The sequence below is a fragment of the Mesorhizobium sp. 128a genome (assembly GCF_053848025.1).
The window spans coordinates 514,917-530,339 of sequence record NZ_JBSPKY010000001.1 but is presented as its reverse complement, the minus strand read 5'-3'; the positions used below and the strand labels follow the sequence as shown (position 1 = coordinate 530,339).

15 protein-coding genes and 1 riboswitch are annotated in these 15,423 nt (G+C 62.5%); of the genes, 12 read left to right on the top strand and 3 right to left on the bottom strand.

Annotated elements, in window-relative coordinates:
* Window positions 1-107 precede the first annotated feature (107 nt).
* The 5 genes from ACWTU9_RS02400 (at window position 108) to ACWTU9_RS02380 (ending at window position 6,685) form a co-directional block, all read left to right on the top strand.
* A complete protein-coding gene (locus tag ACWTU9_RS02400) occupies window positions 108-1,463 on the top strand; it encodes an ABC transporter substrate-binding protein (protein WP_455856920.1) in 1,356 nt (451 codons plus the stop codon).
* 204 nt (window positions 1,464-1,667) lie between these two features.
* Window positions 1,668-2,681: a carbohydrate ABC transporter permease gene (locus tag ACWTU9_RS02395; RefSeq protein ID WP_454575933.1), complete on the top strand. Its 1,014-nt coding sequence runs from the start codon at window positions 1,668-1,670 to the stop codon at window positions 2,679-2,681.
* Window position 2,682: 1 nt separating this feature from the next.
* Entirely contained in the window at window positions 2,683-3,837 is a 1,155-nt protein-coding gene (locus tag ACWTU9_RS02390) for a carbohydrate ABC transporter permease (protein ID WP_352555766.1), read from the top strand.
* 5 nt (window positions 3,838-3,842) lie between these two features.
* Window positions 3,843-5,507 carry a beta-galactosidase BglA gene (bglA, locus tag ACWTU9_RS02385; RefSeq protein ID WP_455856919.1) on the top strand — a complete coding sequence of 555 codons (1,665 nt, stop codon included), beginning with the start codon at window positions 3,843-3,845 and terminating at the stop codon, window positions 5,505-5,507.
* Between the two features lie 65 nt (window positions 5,508-5,572).
* Window positions 5,573-6,685, top strand: a complete 1,113-nt coding sequence (locus ACWTU9_RS02380) for an ABC transporter ATP-binding protein (protein ID WP_455856918.1) — start codon at window positions 5,573-5,575, stop codon at window positions 6,683-6,685.
* Window positions 6,686-6,759: 74 nt separating this feature from the next.
* Here ACWTU9_RS02380 and ACWTU9_RS02375 read toward each other — a convergent pair whose 3' ends face one another.
* The 3 genes from ACWTU9_RS02375 to ACWTU9_RS02365 all read right to left on the bottom strand — a co-directional run bounded on the left by ACWTU9_RS02375 (window position 6,760) and on the right by ACWTU9_RS02365 (window position 7,605).
* Window positions 6,760-6,999: a DUF680 domain-containing protein gene (locus tag ACWTU9_RS02375; protein WP_455856917.1), complete on the bottom strand. Its 240-nt coding sequence runs from the start codon at window positions 6,997-6,999 to the stop codon at window positions 6,760-6,762.
* 117 nt (window positions 7,000-7,116) lie between these two features.
* Window positions 7,117-7,320 carry a DUF680 domain-containing protein gene (locus ACWTU9_RS02370; RefSeq protein WP_454587540.1) on the bottom strand — a complete coding sequence of 68 codons (204 nt, stop codon included), beginning with the start codon at window positions 7,318-7,320 and terminating at the stop codon, window positions 7,117-7,119.
* A gap of 81 nt (window positions 7,321-7,401) precedes the next feature.
* Complete coding sequence (locus ACWTU9_RS02365; protein WP_455856916.1) at window positions 7,402-7,605, bottom strand: DUF680 domain-containing protein; 204 nt, start codon at window positions 7,603-7,605, stop codon at window positions 7,402-7,404.
* A 499-nt stretch (window positions 7,606-8,104) separates the two neighbouring features.
* A riboswitch (cobalamin riboswitch) is annotated at window positions 8,105-8,306 on the top strand.
* 117 nt (window positions 8,307-8,423) lie between these two features.
* Between ACWTU9_RS02365 and ACWTU9_RS02360 the strand changes: the two genes are divergently transcribed.
* The 7 genes from ACWTU9_RS02360 to ACWTU9_RS02330 all read left to right on the top strand — a co-directional run bounded on the left by ACWTU9_RS02360 (window position 8,424) and on the right by ACWTU9_RS02330 (window position 15,414).
* A complete protein-coding gene (locus tag ACWTU9_RS02360) occupies window positions 8,424-9,671 on the top strand; it encodes an aromatic ring-hydroxylating oxygenase subunit alpha (protein WP_455856915.1) in 1,248 nt (415 codons plus the stop codon).
* A 78-nt stretch (window positions 9,672-9,749) separates the two neighbouring features.
* Window positions 9,750-10,850, top strand: coding sequence for a 2Fe-2S iron-sulfur cluster-binding protein (locus ACWTU9_RS02355; protein ID WP_455856914.1), 1,101 nt, complete (start codon window positions 9,750-9,752; stop codon window positions 10,848-10,850).
* Window positions 10,851-10,999: 149 nt separating this feature from the next.
* Window positions 11,000-11,425, top strand: coding sequence for a PqqD family protein (locus tag ACWTU9_RS02350; protein ID WP_455856913.1), 426 nt, complete (start codon window positions 11,000-11,002; stop codon window positions 11,423-11,425).
* 50 nt (window positions 11,426-11,475) lie between these two features.
* Window positions 11,476-12,525 (top strand): serine kinase, encoded by a 1,050-nt coding sequence (locus ACWTU9_RS02345; RefSeq protein WP_455856912.1) that lies wholly within the window; start codon window positions 11,476-11,478, stop codon window positions 12,523-12,525.
* Window positions 12,522-13,274: a glycosyltransferase family 2 protein gene (locus ACWTU9_RS02340; protein ID WP_455856911.1), complete on the top strand. Its 753-nt coding sequence runs from the start codon at window positions 12,522-12,524 to the stop codon at window positions 13,272-13,274. The genes ACWTU9_RS02345 and ACWTU9_RS02340 overlap by 4 nt, the downstream gene beginning before the upstream one ends.
* A complete protein-coding gene (locus tag ACWTU9_RS02335) occupies window positions 13,274-13,948 on the top strand; it encodes a glycosyltransferase family 2 protein (protein ID WP_455856910.1) in 675 nt (224 codons plus the stop codon). Before ACWTU9_RS02340 ends, ACWTU9_RS02335 begins: the two co-directional genes overlap by 1 nt.
* Complete coding sequence (locus ACWTU9_RS02330; RefSeq protein ID WP_455856909.1) at window positions 13,945-15,414, top strand: nucleotidyltransferase family protein; 1,470 nt, start codon at window positions 13,945-13,947, stop codon at window positions 15,412-15,414. Before ACWTU9_RS02335 ends, ACWTU9_RS02330 begins: the two co-directional genes overlap by 4 nt.
* The last annotated feature ends 9 nt before the right edge of the window (window positions 15,415-15,423 follow it).

Sequence of the window (15,423 nt, the reverse complement as noted above, 5' to 3'; positions counted from 1 at the left end):
CTCTTTCGAAAGGTTGCGGTTCCTTTCTGAGTGAGTCACAGTCCTGCGGCGTCGGCGGACGGAATGGAGGTTCCGTCCTGATATATGTGACCACTGGGAGGAATGCGATGAAGAAGATGCTTCTGCTTGGCGCCGCGTTTGCAACGCTCGCCCTGACCCTGCCGGCGCAAGCCGAACTGAAGTTCAAGCCGGGTGAAGACAAGCGCTTCAACTGGGCCAACTACGAAGAGCTGAAAAAGGTCGATCTCAAGGGCGAGATGCTGACCATCTTCGGGCCATGGCGCGGCGAGGACGAGGGCCTCATCCGCACGGTTCTGGAATATTTCCAGGAAGCCACCGGCGCCGAGATCAAATACTCCTCGTCGGAGAATTACGAACAGCAGATCGTCATCGACACCCAGGCCGGCAGCCCGCCCAACATCGCCGTGCTGCCGCAGCCGGGCCTGATCCAGGACCTGGCCTCCAAGGGCCTGCTGACGCCGCTGGGCGACGACACCGCCAAATGGGTGAAGGACAATTACGGCGCCGGCCAGTCATGGGTCGACCTCGGCACTTTCAAGGACAAGGACGGCAAGCCGGGCTTCTTCGCCTTCCCCTACAAGGCCGACGTGAAATCGCTGGTTTGGTACTCGCCGGACAATTTCGAGGAAGCCGGCTACAAGGTTCCCAAGACCCAGGAAGAGCTTGCGGATCTCGAGAAGAAGATCATCGCCGACGGCGGCACGCCGTGGTGCATCGGTCTCGGCTCGGGCGGCGCCACCGGCTGGCCGGCGACCGACTGGGTCGAGGACATCATGCTGCGCACGCAGACGCCTGACGTCTACGACAAGTGGGTGAAGAACGAGATTCCGTTCAACGATCCGGCGGTGGTCAACGCCATTGACATTTTCGGCAAGATCGCCACCGACGACAAGATGGTCGATGGCGGCGCCAAGGCGGTTGCCGCGACCGACTTCCGCGACAGCCCGAAGGGCCTCTTCTCGGTGCCGCCGAAATGCTACCTGCATCATCAGGCCTCGTTCATCCCGACCTTCTTCCCGGAAGGGACCAAGGTTGGGCAGGACGCCGACTTCTTCTACTTCCCGCCCTACGCCTCGAAGCCCGACCTTGGCACTCCCGTTCTCGGCGCCGGTACGCTCGCCATGATCACGAAAGACAGCAAGGGTGCCCGCGCGTTCATCGAATTCCTGAAGATGCCGCTGGCGCATGAAATCTGGATGGCCCAGGGCGGCTTCGTGACGCCGCTCAAGTCGGTCAACAAGGATGCCTATGCCAGCGACGCGCTGAAGAAGCAGGGCGAAATCCTCGCCAATGCCTCCACCTTCCGCTTCGACGGTTCGGACCTGATGCCGGGCAAGATCGGCGCCGGCGCCTTCTGGACCGGCATGATCGACCTGGTCGGCGGCAAGTCGGCCCAGGATGTCGCCACCGACATCCAGAAGAGCTGGGACGCGATCAAGTAATCAGCGGCAAATCGGCAGCCGCTCAGGCTGCCGTTTTCAGGACGTCCTCCACAGACTGGATCCGGGCCCCGTTGGCCCGGATCAGACCGGCGCAGTTCGCCGGACCGATTTGCGTTCGTTCGTTCCGAATAACTTAAATCGGCGCATCGCCACATCGCCAGGGCTGTTCAAAGCCCGGCCGATCATGCGCAGGGAGAGGGACCCATGGCGGCTCAGATTCTTTCGGCCATTTTTGTCATCATCATCGGCGTCGGCGGCTGCGTCGCCTATTTCTGGGGCGCCAACAAGCTGGTCGACCTGATTTTCCCGTCGCGCGGCGTCGCCGGGGCTGCGGCCATCGACAATCTGCGCCGGCAAGGGCTGGTTCGTCCCTGGCTGTTCGTCGGCCCGGCAATGATCATCCTCACCGTCTATCTGATCTACCCGGTGGTGGCGACGCTCTGGCTGTCCTTCCTCGATCGCGGCGGCCAGCACTTCGTCGGCCTCGCCAACTATGAATGGGCGTTCGGCGACCGCGAGTTCCGCAACTCGATCCTCAACAACATCATCTGGCTGGCGGTGGTGCCAGCGGCGTGCACCTTCCTCGGGCTGATCATCGCCGTGCTCACCGACAAGATCTGGTGGGGCACGATCGCCAAGAGCCTGATCTTCCTGCCGCTGGCGATCTCCTTCGTCGGCGCCAGCGTGATCTGGAAATTCATCTACGAATATCGCGGCGAGGGCCAGACGCAGATCGGCCTGCTCAACGCCATCATCCAGTATTTCGGCGGCCAGCCGCAGGTCTGGATATCGCTGCCGTTCTGGAACAATTTCTTCCTGATGATCATCCTGATCTGGATCCAGACCGGCTTTGCCATGGTCATCCTGTCCTCGGCGCTGCGCGGCATTCCCGAGGAGACCCTCGAAGCTGCTGTCATCGACGGCGCCAACCCGTTCCAGATCTTCTGGAAAATCATGGTGCCGCAGATCTGGGGCACCATTGCCGTGGTCTGGACGACCATCACCATCCTGGTGCTGAAAGTGTTCGACATCGTGCTGACCATGACCAACGGCCAATGGAACAGCCAGGTGCTGGCCAATCTGATGTTCGACTGGATGTTCCGCGGCGGCGGTGATTTCGGCCGCGGCGCCACCATCGCCATCATCATCATGATCGCGGTCATCCCGATCATGGTCTGGAACATCCGCCAGGCGAACAAAGAGACGGGAGGGCATTGAGATGGCCGTTGCGACCGGAAAATCCTTTGCCAGCCGTTTCGGCGTCCACATCGCCGTGCTCATCTTCGTTGCCATCTGGACCGTCCCGACGCTCGGCATCCTGGTCTCCTCGCTGCGCGACAAGGACCAGATCATCGCCTCGGGCTGGTGGAACTCGTTCTCCAGCTCCACCCAGACCGAAGCCGGCCGGTTGCCGCCGGCCTCGGCGCAGGTCGAGAAGGATGGCAAATTCGTGCTTGCCGGCAACATCTTCGGCGATGCTGCCGCCCGCAACATCAGCGCCTTCGGCGTCAAGTCGGCTGCGCCGACGCAATATCCGGCCGGCACGGCCGCCGATCTCGGCGATGGCGTGACCTTGCAGCTCAATGCCGACGGGACGTTCGTCATGAGCTCGCCCAAGGCTTTCGAAGGCGATCGCGGCCAGCGCGTCTATTATGCCTCGTCGGCGCCGCCAAAATTCACCACCGACAATTACAACACGGTGCTGTTTTCCGAAGGCATCGGCCGCTCCTTCATGAACTCGCTGACCGTCACCATTCCGGCGACCGTCATCCCGATTCTGATCGCGGCCTTCGCCGCCTATGCGCTGGCCTGGATGCGCTTTCCCGGCCGCGCGCTGCTGATCGCCGTCATCATCGGCCTGCTGGTCGTACCGCTGCAGATGTCGCTGATTCCGTTGCTCAAACTCTACAACGGCGTCGGCACTTTCTTCGGCGTGCCGTCGAAAACCTATCTCGGCATCTGGCTGGCGCATACCGGCTTCGGCCTGCCCTTCGCCATCTATCTCCTGCGCAGCTACATTGCCGGCCTGCCGCGCGAGATCATGGAATCCGCGCGCATCGACGGCGCCAGCGACTTCGAGATCTTCGTCAAGATCGTGCTGCCGCTGTCGTTCCCGGTGCTGGCCTCCTTCGCCATCTTCCAGTTCCTGTGGGTGTGGAACGATTTGTTGGTGGCGATGGTTTTCCTCGGTACCGAGGGCGATCAGATCGTGCTGACCGCCAAGCTCAATGCGCTGCTCGGTTCGCGCGGCGGCGACTGGGAAATCCTGACGACATCGGCCTTCGTCACCATCATCGTGCCGCTGATCGTGTTCTTCTCGCTGCAGCGCTATTTCGTACGCGGGCTGCTTGCCGGCTCGGTCAAAGGAGGTTGAGAGTAATGCAATCCGCTTTGAAGGCGACCTCGAAGCCAGATCTCGCCGTCGATCGCGACTGGTGGCGAGGCGCGGTGATCTACCAGATCTATCCGCGCTCCTATCAGGACTCCAACGGCGACGGCATCGGCGATCTCAAGGGCATCATCCGCAGGCTGCCCTATATCGCTTCGCTGGGCGTCGATGCCATCTGGATTTCGCCCTTCTTCAAGTCGCCGATGAAGGATTTCGGCTACGATGTCTCGGACTATTGCGACGTCGACCCGATGTTCGGAACGCTCGCCGATTTCGACGCGCTGGTTGCGGAAGCCCATCACCTGGGCCTCAAGGTGATGATCGACGAGGTGCTGTCGCACACTGCCGACATCCATCCATGGTTCAAGGAGAGCCGCGCCAGCCGCAGCAACCCGAAGGCCGACTGGTATGTCTGGGCGGATGCCAGGCCGGACGGCACGCCGCCCAACAACTGGCTGTCGATCTTCGGCGGCTCGGCCTGGCAGTGGGACACCAGCCGCCAGCAATATTATCTGCACAATTTCCTGTCCGAACAGCCGGACCTCAACTTCCACAATTTGGAAGTCCAGGACGCGCTGCTCGACGTCACCCGCTTCTGGCTGGAGCGCGGCGTCGACGGCTTCCGCCTCGACACCATCAATTTCTACTTCCACAGCCAGGGGCTGGAGAACAATCCGCCGCTGCCGCCGGAAGAGCGTAACGACCAGACCGCACCTGCGGTCAACCCCTACAACTATCAGGACCATATCTACGACAAGAGCCGGCCGGAGAACCTTGCCTTCCTCGAACGGTTCCGGGCGCTGCTCGACGAATATCCGGCGACTGCGGCCGTCGGCGAAGTCGGCGATTCGCAGCGCGGGCTGGAAGTGGTCGCCGCCTACACGGCCGGCGGCAAGCGCGTCCACATGTGCTATTCCTTCGATTTCCTGGCGCCGGAAAAGATCAGCGCCGCCAAGGTGCGTCAAGTGCTGGAGGCCTTCGGCAAGGTCGCCAGCGATGGCTGGTCATGCTGGGCCTTCTCCAATCATGACGTGATGCGTCCGGCCTCACGCTGGGCCGCCGATGAGGCCGATCCGGCCGCCTATCTCAAGGTGATCTCGGCGCTGCTGATGTCGCTGCGCGGCTCGGTCTGCCTCTATCAGGGCGAGGAGCTTGGGCTGGGCGAAGCCGAGCTCAGGTTCGAGGATCTGCAGGACCCCTACGGCATCCGCTTCTGGCCCGAATTCAAGGGCCGCGACGGCTGCCGCACGCCGATGGTGTGGGATGCAGCCGCCAGCAATGCCGGCTTTTCGACGGCCAAGCCCTGGCTGCCGGTACCGGGCAAGCATTTGTCGCAAGCGGTCAACGTGCAGCAGGGCGACGCCGCCTCGCTGCTCGAGCACTACCGGCGCTTTCTCGGCTTCCGCCGCCAGCATCCGGCGCTGGCCAAAGGCGACATCGAGTTCATCGAAAGCGAGGGCGACACCGTCGCCTTCACCCGCCGCGAGGGCAACGAGCAAATCGTCTGCGTCTTCAATCTGGGCAGCAGGCCGGCCGAGGTCGATCTCGGCGGCCAGGCGCTGCAGCCCTTGGCCGGACACGGTTTTTCGGGACAATCCGGCACAGGCTCCATCCGCCTCGGCGGCTACGGCGCCTGGTTCGGGCGTATCGACTGAGTTTTGACGAAGCGGAATTTCTTGAGGAAATCTGGGTTCTCTAGGGAAATCACTGGGAGGAAATCATGGCCGATGTCACGCTGAGACAAGTGAAGAAATCATACGGCAATCTGCACATTCTCCATGGCATCGACCTCGACATAAAGTCGGGCGAGTTCATCGTCTTTGTCGGCCCTTCGGGCTGCGGCAAGTCGACCTTGCTGAGGTCCATCGCCGGGCTTGAGGAGATCACCTCCGGCGAGCTGAAGATCGCCGGCGAGGTCGTGAACGATGTGCCGCCTTCGAAGCGCGGCATCGCCATGGTGTTCCAGTCCTACGCGCTCTATCCGCACATGACCGTCTACGACAACATGGCGTTCTCGATGAAGATCGGCAAGGAAAGCAAGGCCGAGATCGACAAAAGGGTGCGGCAGGCAGCGGAAATCCTGCAACTGACCAAATATCTCGACCGTCTGCCCAAGGCGATGTCGGGCGGCCAGCGCCAGCGCGTCGCCATCGGCCGCGCCATCGTGCGCAACCCGAAGGTGTTCCTGTTCGACGAGCCGCTGTCGAACCTCGACGCCGCGCTCCGCGTCGCCACCCGCATCGAAATCGCCAAGCTCAAGGAATCGATGCCCAACACGACCATGATCTACGTCACCCATGACCAGGTCGAAGCCATGACGCTGGCCGACCGCATCGTGGTGCTGAAGGACGGCCATATCGAGCAGGTCGGCACGCCGATGGACCTCTACAAGAAGCCCGGCAATCTGTTCGTTGCCCAGTTCATCGGCTCGCCGGCCATGAACATCCTGCCGGCGACCATCGACAAGACGGGCGACCCGACCGTCGTCAGCCATGTCGGCGGCCGCAAGGCGACAGTGCCGATCGCAACGCCGGCGTCCGCCAAGGGTGCGGCGGTCAGCTTCGGCGTGCGGCCGGAGGATCTGTCGGTCGCCACCGGCACGGAATATCTCTTCGAAGGCGTGGTGGACTATGTCGAGCAGCTCGGCGAGGTCCAGCTGGTCTATATCGACATCGGCCGCGCCGACCTGCCGCTGGTGACCAAGCTGCCCGGCAATGTCGAGGTCAAGCGCGGTGCAAAGCTCCGGCTGACTGCGGATGCCGGCGACCTGCACATCTTCGATGCCGACGGACACTCGTTCTCGCTCAAGCCGGTGGAAGTGAAGGCTGCCTGAGAGTCGGCTCGTCGTATCGGCATGAAAAAAAGCGGCGGGCCAGGCCCGCCGCTTTTTTTTGGAAACTTCGGCTGTTAGCGGTTGCCGAAGAGGTCCCGGTCGCTGCCTTGCGGCACGGATTTCTGTACGTCGCCCGACGAGTTCAACAGCTTGTAGACCGGCGAACCGGTGTTCGGAACCGACGACGTCCGTGTGTTGTCGACGTTGGCGGTCGCCTGGTTGTCGACGGCGCTGGAGCCGACATTATCGTTGCGGGCGTAAGCACTGCCGGCGGCAACCAAAAGCGCAGCGGCAGCAAGAGCAATCTTCTTCATTTCAGGTCTCCTGAGTTTCATCATGCGGCAAAGCGGCTATCCCGCCGCTCTGCGATTTGTTCGATGTTCGACCGGGATCGTTGTTGGAAAACCCTGAGGTCGGATCCCGATCGGCCGTTAGCGGCCGAAGAGGTTGCGGTCGGCGCCCTGTGCGGGGGCCTGAGCAGCCGAATCCGACTTCGCAACCGAAGCCGTGTGGCCACTGTCGGTCGACGTAACCGCAGGCTGGTTGGCACCGTTCGAACCATAGTTGTCACTGGCGGCGAAAGCGCTGCCGGAAATGGCCACAACGGCGGCGGCAGCGAGGATAATCTTTTTCATTTCAAATACTCCTGAATTTCTTGGAGATCCCAACAGCGACGGATGGGCCGCCACTCTTTTTGTTTGGATCGGGATCAGCTGTTAATGGCCGAAGAGGTTGCGGTCGCTGCCCTGAACGACGGGCCGCTTATCAACGGGCGCCGACTTCTGAATGGAAGCCGTATACGAGCCGTCAGCCGCTGCGGTGGGCTGGTTCGCTCCATTGGAACCGTAATTGTCGCTACTAGCGAAGGCGCTGCCGGTGACGGCCAAAACGGCGGCGGCAGTGAGGATGATCTTTTTCATTTTTAGCACTCCAGTTTGTCTGTCCGTCTAGCGGCGTGTGGTGGGAGAATTCGCGTCGTTCGGACAGGCCCGATGTGGGAAAGCCAGAGGCTGGTTTCCAATCACGAAGTTGTTCCGGCTGGGCCATGACTTCACCTCTTGTAATTTTCGTAAGCATGCCTACCATCTCGTTTTATGCAAATAATACAAAGCCTTACGTAACAGCGCCATCAGGCTCACCGAGTGTGTCAGGGCGTCAGCGTTCACACCGTCCTGCACGCATTGTCAACAGAAACGAACCGTTCGGTTCGATTTTAGAAATTGCTAATAGTCACTTTTCGATACTGTTGGTCTTTTTTGACCCGGCCAAGAGCCGGATAAGAGGCGATTCGAAACAGCAAAGATCGCTCGCCAAATCAGGATTTCGGCCCCGCAGTCGCCAGCCTATGCGCATGCGATGCGTGTCGCGCCGCATGGAGACGATGTCGCTTTCATGCCGATGTCGCGACCGCTGCCGTGATTAGATGATCGCATCTCAGGTGCCGCTTCGTGACGACGGAGCGGAGAATTGGGAAGCCGGTCAGAATCCGGCGCTGCCCCCGCAACGGTGGTGGAGTTCAAGTCGCAACGGGAGACCACTGGGCGAGAAGCCTGGGAAGGTGTCGCGATGGTCCGCAGGACAACTCCAGAGCCCGGAAACCAGCCCGAGATACTTGAACTCGACTGATCGCGGTGGGCGGTCAAGAGGTGGATAGTGCATGTCCGGCATCGCGCTGGCCTGCAGCCGATCCTTCCTCCATCACCACCAAGTTCAGTCCTTGAACCATGAGGACAGAACTATGGATGCGCGCAACGACATGCAGAGGCTCTTGAACAGCCGTAAGCAAGGTTATTCGCTCGAGCAGCCCTTCTACACCGACCCGGACTACTTCAAGCTCGACATGGAGCTGATCTGGTATCGCGACTGGCTGTTCATCGGCCATGATTGCGAGCTGCCGAAGCCCGGCAGCTATATCACCGTGCAGATCGGCGACTATCCGGTGGTGCTTGTCCGCGACCAGAAGGGCAACATCAACGCCTTTCACAATTCCTGCCGTCATCGCGGCAGCCGCGTCTGCAACACTGAGAAAGGCACGGCGGCGAAGCTCGTCTGCCCCTATCACCAGTGGACCTACGAGCTGGATGGCCGACTGCTGTTTGCCCGCCAGATGGCCGAGGGTTTCGACAAGAGCCAGTTCGGCCTGAAGCCGGTCGCCTGCGAAAGTGTGGCCGGTTACGTCTTCATTTGCCTGGCGAAAGAACCCGCAGACTTCGCGCCGATGCGGGCCATGATCGAACCGTACCTCAAGCCGCACCGGCTGAATGAAGCCAAGGTCGCCTTCGAGAGCACGATCATCGAGAAGGGCAACTGGAAGCTGGTCTGGGAAAACAACCGCGAGTGTTATCACTGCGCCGGCAACCATCCCGAACTGTGCAAGACATTTCCGGAAGCGCCGACCGTGACCGGTGTGCAGGGCGCAGACAGCGACCCGGAGATGGTGGCGCACTGGGCAAAATGTGAGGCGGCGGGCCTGCCGAGCAAGTTCCGCATCGATCCGGCCGGACAATATCGCGCCACCCGCGCGCCGCTGCTGCGCGATGCCGTCAGCTATACGATGACGGGAAAGCGCGCGGTGACGAAGAACCTTTCCGACACCGTTGCCGCCGATCGCATCGGCACCTTGATGCATTACCACTATCCGACGACCTGGAACCACATCCTGATCGACCATGCCGTGACCTTCCGCGTGCTGCCGATCAGCGCCACCGAAACCGCGGTGACAACCAAGTGGCTGGTACACAAGGATGCGATCGAGGGCGTCGATTACAGCCTTGAAGAGCTCACGCATGTCTGGACCGAGACCAACGACCAGGACCGCCGCATCGTCGAGGAAAACGCCTTCGGCATCCTGTCGCCGGCCTATGAGCCGGGCCCCTATTCGGAGCTGCACGAGGGTGGCGTGATCCAATTCGTCGAATGGTACGCGGGCTTCATCGGTCCCCGTCTTGCCGAAGGCGGCCGGCCGGCGCTGCGCAGCGTGGCGTGAGCTCATGTCGCCCAAAAGTGTTTCGCGGTTTTGGGATCATGACATGAGCAGAGCAAAAGGACTTGAGGGATGAATGCGATGACGGATCTTGGGCTCTATCGCCATCTCGACCAGATGGCGCCGTGGAACGACAAGCTGCAGGTGCTGGAAGTGATCGGCGTCAGCGACGAGGCGCCTGACGTCAAGACCTTCACCTTCCGCTCCGACAACCAGACCTGGTTCCGCTACAAGCCGGGCCAGTTCGTGACGCTGGAGCTGCCGACACCGGACGGGCCGCTGATGCGCACCTACACGCTGTCATCCTCGCCGTCGCGGCCGTTTTCGATCGCGGTGACGGTGAAGGCACAGGCCGGCAGCATCGGCACACGCTGGATGTTCGACCATCTGGTGCCCGGCTCGCACGTCAAGGCCTATGGACCGGCCGGCGATTTTTCGTTGCACAGCCACCCGGCGGCAAAATATCTGTTCATTTCTGCCGGCTCCGGCGTGACGCCGATGATGTCGATGCTGCGCTGGCTGAACGATTGCGCGCCATGGACGGATGTGGGCTTCGTCAACTGCGCGCGGCGTGCCGAAGAGATCATCTTCCGCAAGGAACTCGAACTGCTCGGCGGCCATATGCCCGGCCTGTCGCTCGGCTTCATGATCGAGGAACGCTCGAGCCGTGAAGGCTGGTACGGTCATATGGGCCGCATCGACGCGATCCGGCTGCCGCTGCTGGCGCCCGATTTCCGCGAACGCGAGATCTTTTGCTGCGGCCCCGATCCGTTCATGCGCGCCGTGCGCGGCATGTTGGATGCCGCCGGCTTCGATATGACGAAATATCATCAGGAGAGTTTTGCCGCGCCTGCGGTGGAGGAAGTCCCAGCGCCGTTTGCCTCACCAGCTGAAGACGGCACCGCTGTTCCTGTCGAAGCCGTGACACCGATCCGCTTCTCGCTTTCGGAGGTCGACGCCGCCTGCGTCGCTGGCCAGACCGTGCTGCAGACGGCGCGCGCCTCTGGCGTGCGGATACCAGCCGCCTGCGAGTTCGGCCTGTGCGGCACCTGCAAGGTGAAGAAGGTCTCCGGCGCTGTCGAGATGAGCCACAATGGCGGCATCCTCGACCATGAGATCGAGGACGGCTTCATCCTTGCCTGCTGCTCGAAACCGCTGTCGGCGCTCGAAATCGAGGCCTGATCGAACTGACAACGCCGCCACCCTGGCCGTCCTCGCTGGGCCTTGACTTGCCAAAGAAAGACCAACTGGTTAGACGCAGTTTCAGGGGAGCCCGGCAAATCGTGTAACATGAGCGGCCTGTTCCGGGCGGCTGCGGCGGGGAAGAAGCGATGCAGCAGCGGGTCTACGCGGTGGCGAGCAAGGAAATCGTTTTCGAATCGTTCGATGGCGAGGCCGTCGTTCTCGACCTTTCGAACGGCAAATATTTCGGCTTTTCCGATTCCGGCAGCCGGGTATGGCAGGCGTTGTCGTCAGGAGTCGCCGCCCAGTCGCTGGTCGGAGCGAGCGCCGGCGGCGCAGCGACGATCGGTTCTGCTGACCTCGACAGCTTCATTGCGCGACTGGTCGACTTCGGGCTGCTCGCGCCTGCCGAAACGGCGGAGCAGCCGCTCTCAAGCGAGCTCGCGGCCGAACTCGCCGCCACCAGTGAGCCGCTCAAGGTCGACGTCCATGACGATCTTGCCGATCTTATCATCGTCGATCCCATCCATGAGGTCGAGGAACCGCTCGGCTGGCCTGCGGTGAAGCAGGCATAGACATTTCCCGGGCGACCCGGCGCGGTGCCGGACGCTGGAACAATCAGGCCATGCCCTCGATCACGCTGCAAACCCTGCCGGACTATGCCCGCCATGTGCTGGCGGCGGCAGAAGACGCCGCTGCATGCTATCCCGTCACCACCAAGGTTCGGTTGCCCTGGCTGGATCTGACCGTCCATCTCTATCATGGCGCGCTGGCGGACGCCATGGGCCGCGCCTTCATACCGACTCCGGACAATTCATCTGCATCCGGCGATTGCCGCATTTTCGTCGCCCATCCGGGCATAGCCGGCGTTGCCGCCCCGGCGAGCTGGGGCCGCGGCGAGTACAACCATCATGCCTTTGCCAACCGGCTGGCCGAGGCCGGATTGCGCGGCAGCTATTATCACGACCTCGACTTCTGGCAGTTCCATGATCCGCAACGCCATGTCGGGGCGCAACTGATGATGTCGGCCGACGCCTTCCCGCCATGGGAACAAGGGGCGCCGCTGCGGGCCTTCCTGCATTGGGAATATGCGGCGCGCGGCATGCGGCTCACCCATGCCGGCACCCTCGGTATCGGCGGCAAGGGTGTGCTGCTGGCCGGCTCCGGTGGTGCCGGCAAATCGGGAACTGTCGTCGCCGGCCTTATCAACGGGCTCGACAGCGTCGGCGACGACTATGTGCTGATAGACAGGACCGAAGACGTGACGGCGTATCCGCTGTTTGCCACGCTCAAGCAGGACCCGGAAGGATTCAGGCGGCTGCAACTGGACCGCAGGCTGAAATCGTACCAACCCCTGAACTGGCAAGGCAAGCACGCCTTTCACATTGACGAGATTGCATCCCGGCGAATTCCTGCGAGTCTGGACATTATTGCGTTGATGGTGCCCCATATCAGTGGAGGTACGAAAAGCTCGATCATGCCCATAGCGCGCAAGGACGCCATGATTGCGCTGGCGCCGTCCGGCATCGTGCAAATGCCGGGCGAGCGGGAGGCGGGCTTTCGCTTTTTCAGCGAACTCGCTCGCGATCTGCCGTGCTACCGGCTGTCGCTGGGGACCGAGCCGCGCGAGATTGCCGGCGCGATTGCCGATTTCCTGGTTCGGGGCCTGTCGTGAAGCTGAGCGTGATCATGCCGGTCCACAACCGCGAGCGCTATGTCGGCTCTGCGCTGCGCTCGCTGCTCAGACAGCGCGATGCCGCCGACCTCGACATCATCGTCATCGATGACGGGTCGACCGATGGCTCGGCTGAGGTGGTGCGCTCGCTGATCGCGGAGGCACCCTGCATTCGCCTTTTCCAGCAGGAAAACGCAGGGGTGACGCGAGCGCGCAACGCCGGTCTCAGGCAATTGCTGCCGCAGACCGCACTGGTGTCGTTCCTCGATTCGGACGACATTTCCCCGCCGGGCCGCTTCAAGGCGGATCTTGCCTGTTTCGAGAACGATCCCTGCCTTGAACTGACCTATTCGCTGATGATGCTGGTCGACGGCATAGACGATGATACGCTGGAGCCCGAAGCCGGCAGCCATAGCATCACGGTTCGCGGCATTCATTTGTCTGCCGGCCTTTTCGGGCGCCGGCTTGTCGACCGGATCGGCGGCTTCGATACGGATTTCAAGCAGGCCGAGGACACCGATTACCTGCTGCGCATCTTCGAAAGCGGCCCTAGATATGTCATGCCCGATACGGTCGCGCTTTACTACCGACGCCATCCCGGCAACATGACAAGGGAAGCCGATGTCCAATCCCGCGAATTCATGCGCGCCGTCTTCAAATCGATGAAGCGCCGCGAGGCCGACCCATCGCTGCGGCCGATCGAAGGCATCTTCGATCTGAGGCCACTCGCTGATTGGCGGTTCTCGTAATGGCCAGCTACGGCGTCGTCATCCCTGCGTTCAACGCGACCGGCACCATCGCCGAGACCCTGCGCTCGGTCGCTGCCCAGACTGTCAAGCCAAATGCCATAATCGTCGTCGACGACGGCTCGAGCGACGATCTTGCCGCTGTGATCGGCACGCTGAACATGCCGGTGACGCTGCTGCGCCAGGACAATGCCGGCCCCGGCAGCGCCACCACCAAGGGCATATCGGCGCTGTCGACACCGCTGGTGGCGACGGTCGATGCCGACGATCTGTGGCTGCCGGCCAAGATCGAAAAACAGCTTGCGCATTTCGAGCGATTTCCGGCGACGGCGGGTGTCTTTACCCATATGCGCAGTTTCCGCGATAGCCGGCCCGATGTGGCTGAGGCTGCCGCTGTACCGGGCTGGTCGCGCACGACGATGATGATCCGCCGGGAGGTGGCCGAGGCGGTCGGTCCGATCATCGATCCGCCGGGCGGACGCGGCGAGATGATCGACTGGATCGCCCGGACGCGCGAAGCGGGCTTTGTGCTCGACATGCTGGACGACGTGCTGGCCTTGCGCCGCATCAGGCCCGGCAGCCTGTCCTATGGCCGCGACTCGCGCGACCGCGGCTATCTCGAAGTCGTCCGGCTGGCAATGCAGCGCCGGGCGCGAAACAAGGCGGTTGAGAATTGACTGCCACGACGATCCGCCGCATCGGCCGCCGGTTTCCCGACTATGGCTGGTCGTGGCCGACCGGCGGCCTCGACCAGCTGTTGAAGGCTGCCTTGCTGCCCGACGAGGAGGCCGCCGGCCGCTGCGCCGCGCGCTGGCTCGACGAGAACGACATCGACCAGGTTGCCTTTCGTGAGCACCGGCTGCTGGCGGCGATATCCGACAGGTTCGGCCGCAAGCTCGCCGCCCATCCGGCGCACCCCCGTCTGGTCGGTCTGCAAAAGATGCTGTGGACCAAATCGCGGCTGGCGATGCGCGAGGCCGAGCCGGCTTTGCAGGCGATGATCGATGCCGGCTGCGCCGTCATGCTGATCAAGGGCGCCAGCCGCATCGCCGTCGACGCGTCGGCGCAGCGCGGCCGGGTGGCGCACGACATCGACATATTGGTGCGCCCGCAAGACATGGTTGCAGCCTTCGACGTGCTCAGCGAGCGCGACTGGCAGATCGCCACCGGCGTCAGCCCGCAATATCTGCGCACCAGACTGGCGTCGCTGCGCTCGATGAACTTCTTCAAGGGCAGTTTCGGCGACATCGACCTGCACCAGTTCGCTTATGACGGGTCGCAGCAAAGCACCGAGGACGATCTGGCGATCTGGCAGCGCGCGCTTGCAGCCGAATTCAATGGTGTGAACCTGCTCGTGCCCTCGCCTGCTGACCGCATGGCGCTCGCCATCGGGCATGGCGGCCTCGATGCCCATACCCACAGCGACTGGCTGGTCGACTGTGCGGTCGCCATTCAAGGGGGCGAAGTCGACTGGGAGGTGTTCGCCGACGTAGTCGCCAGGCGCCGCCTGGCCGTCGCCGCTGCGGTGGCGCTCTCATACCTCAGCCTGGAGATCGGCATCGCGGTGCCGCCGGCCGAACTCGCCAGAACCGTGGCGATGGCCGATCGCGCCGGCCTGTCGCGTTGGTCTTCGGTCCTGCAGGCCAAGCCGCGCACCGATTTCGGCAGCCTGGTCTGGCTTTCCCGCGGCTTGGCCAAGCAGTTGCGCCTGAAACGCAGGAAAGGCCGCCTGCAGCCGGCACCCGAACTTGTCTGGCGTGGCAGGTCGATGCCGTACAAGGCAAGGCCGGTGCCGCCGCCATTTGCGCTTTCGCAGGCTCTTCCGCATGCCGACAGGGCTGGAGAGATGATGCTGGACATCACCGTCCGGATCGTCGTTCCGCCGGTTCGCCGACGCATCGAGATGGAGATCAATGCCGGCGACCGGCATATCGCGCGGTTGCGCTCGATGGCGATCAGCCGCGCCGGCGGCGAAAAGGTGCTGCGGTTTCGCGGCCGGGTGAAGCTGGAGACCGCCGGCCAGGCGCTGGTCCTCGAAGCCCGGCCGTCGCGCCAATTCCGAAACTGGGACAATGAGGCTGACGTCGCCGCCTATGGCGCGTTGCCGTTCCAATTGCTGTCGGCGCGGTTTTTGCACGCCTAACGAGCGGAC

Coding starts and splice junctions, on each gene's coding strand:
- ACWTU9_RS02390 (WP_352555766.1), top strand. CDS start 2,683: ATGGCCGTTGCGACCGGAAAATCCTTTGCCAGCCGTTTCGGCGTCCAC.
- ACWTU9_RS02350 (WP_455856913.1), top strand. CDS start 11,000: ATGCAGCAGCGGGTCTACGCGGTGGCGAGCAAGGAAATCGTTTTCGAA.
- ACWTU9_RS02355 (WP_455856914.1), top strand. CDS start 9,750: ATGACGGATCTTGGGCTCTATCGCCATCTCGACCAGATGGCGCCGTGG.
- ACWTU9_RS02370 (WP_454587540.1), bottom strand. CDS start 7,320: ATGAAAAAGATTATCCTCGCTGCCGCCGCCGTTGTGGCCATTTCCGGC.
- ACWTU9_RS02345 (WP_455856912.1), top strand. CDS start 11,476: ATGCCCTCGATCACGCTGCAAACCCTGCCGGACTATGCCCGCCATGTG.
- ACWTU9_RS02375 (WP_455856917.1), bottom strand. CDS start 6,999: ATGAAGAAGATTGCTCTTGCTGCCGCTGCGCTTTTGGTTGCCGCCGGC.
- ACWTU9_RS02335 (WP_455856910.1), top strand. CDS start 13,274: ATGGCCAGCTACGGCGTCGTCATCCCTGCGTTCAACGCGACCGGCACC.
- ACWTU9_RS02360 (WP_455856915.1), top strand. CDS start 8,424: ATGGATGCGCGCAACGACATGCAGAGGCTCTTGAACAGCCGTAAGCAA.
- ACWTU9_RS02400 (WP_455856920.1), top strand. CDS start 108: ATGAAGAAGATGCTTCTGCTTGGCGCCGCGTTTGCAACGCTCGCCCTG.
- ACWTU9_RS02395 (WP_454575933.1), top strand. CDS start 1,668: ATGGCGGCTCAGATTCTTTCGGCCATTTTTGTCATCATCATCGGCGTC.
- ACWTU9_RS02365 (WP_455856916.1), bottom strand. CDS start 7,605: ATGAAAAAGATCATCCTCACTGCCGCCGCCGTTTTGGCCGTCACCGGC.
- bglA (WP_455856919.1), top strand. CDS start 3,843: ATGCAATCCGCTTTGAAGGCGACCTCGAAGCCAGATCTCGCCGTCGAT.
- ACWTU9_RS02380 (WP_455856918.1), top strand. CDS start 5,573: ATGGCCGATGTCACGCTGAGACAAGTGAAGAAATCATACGGCAATCTG.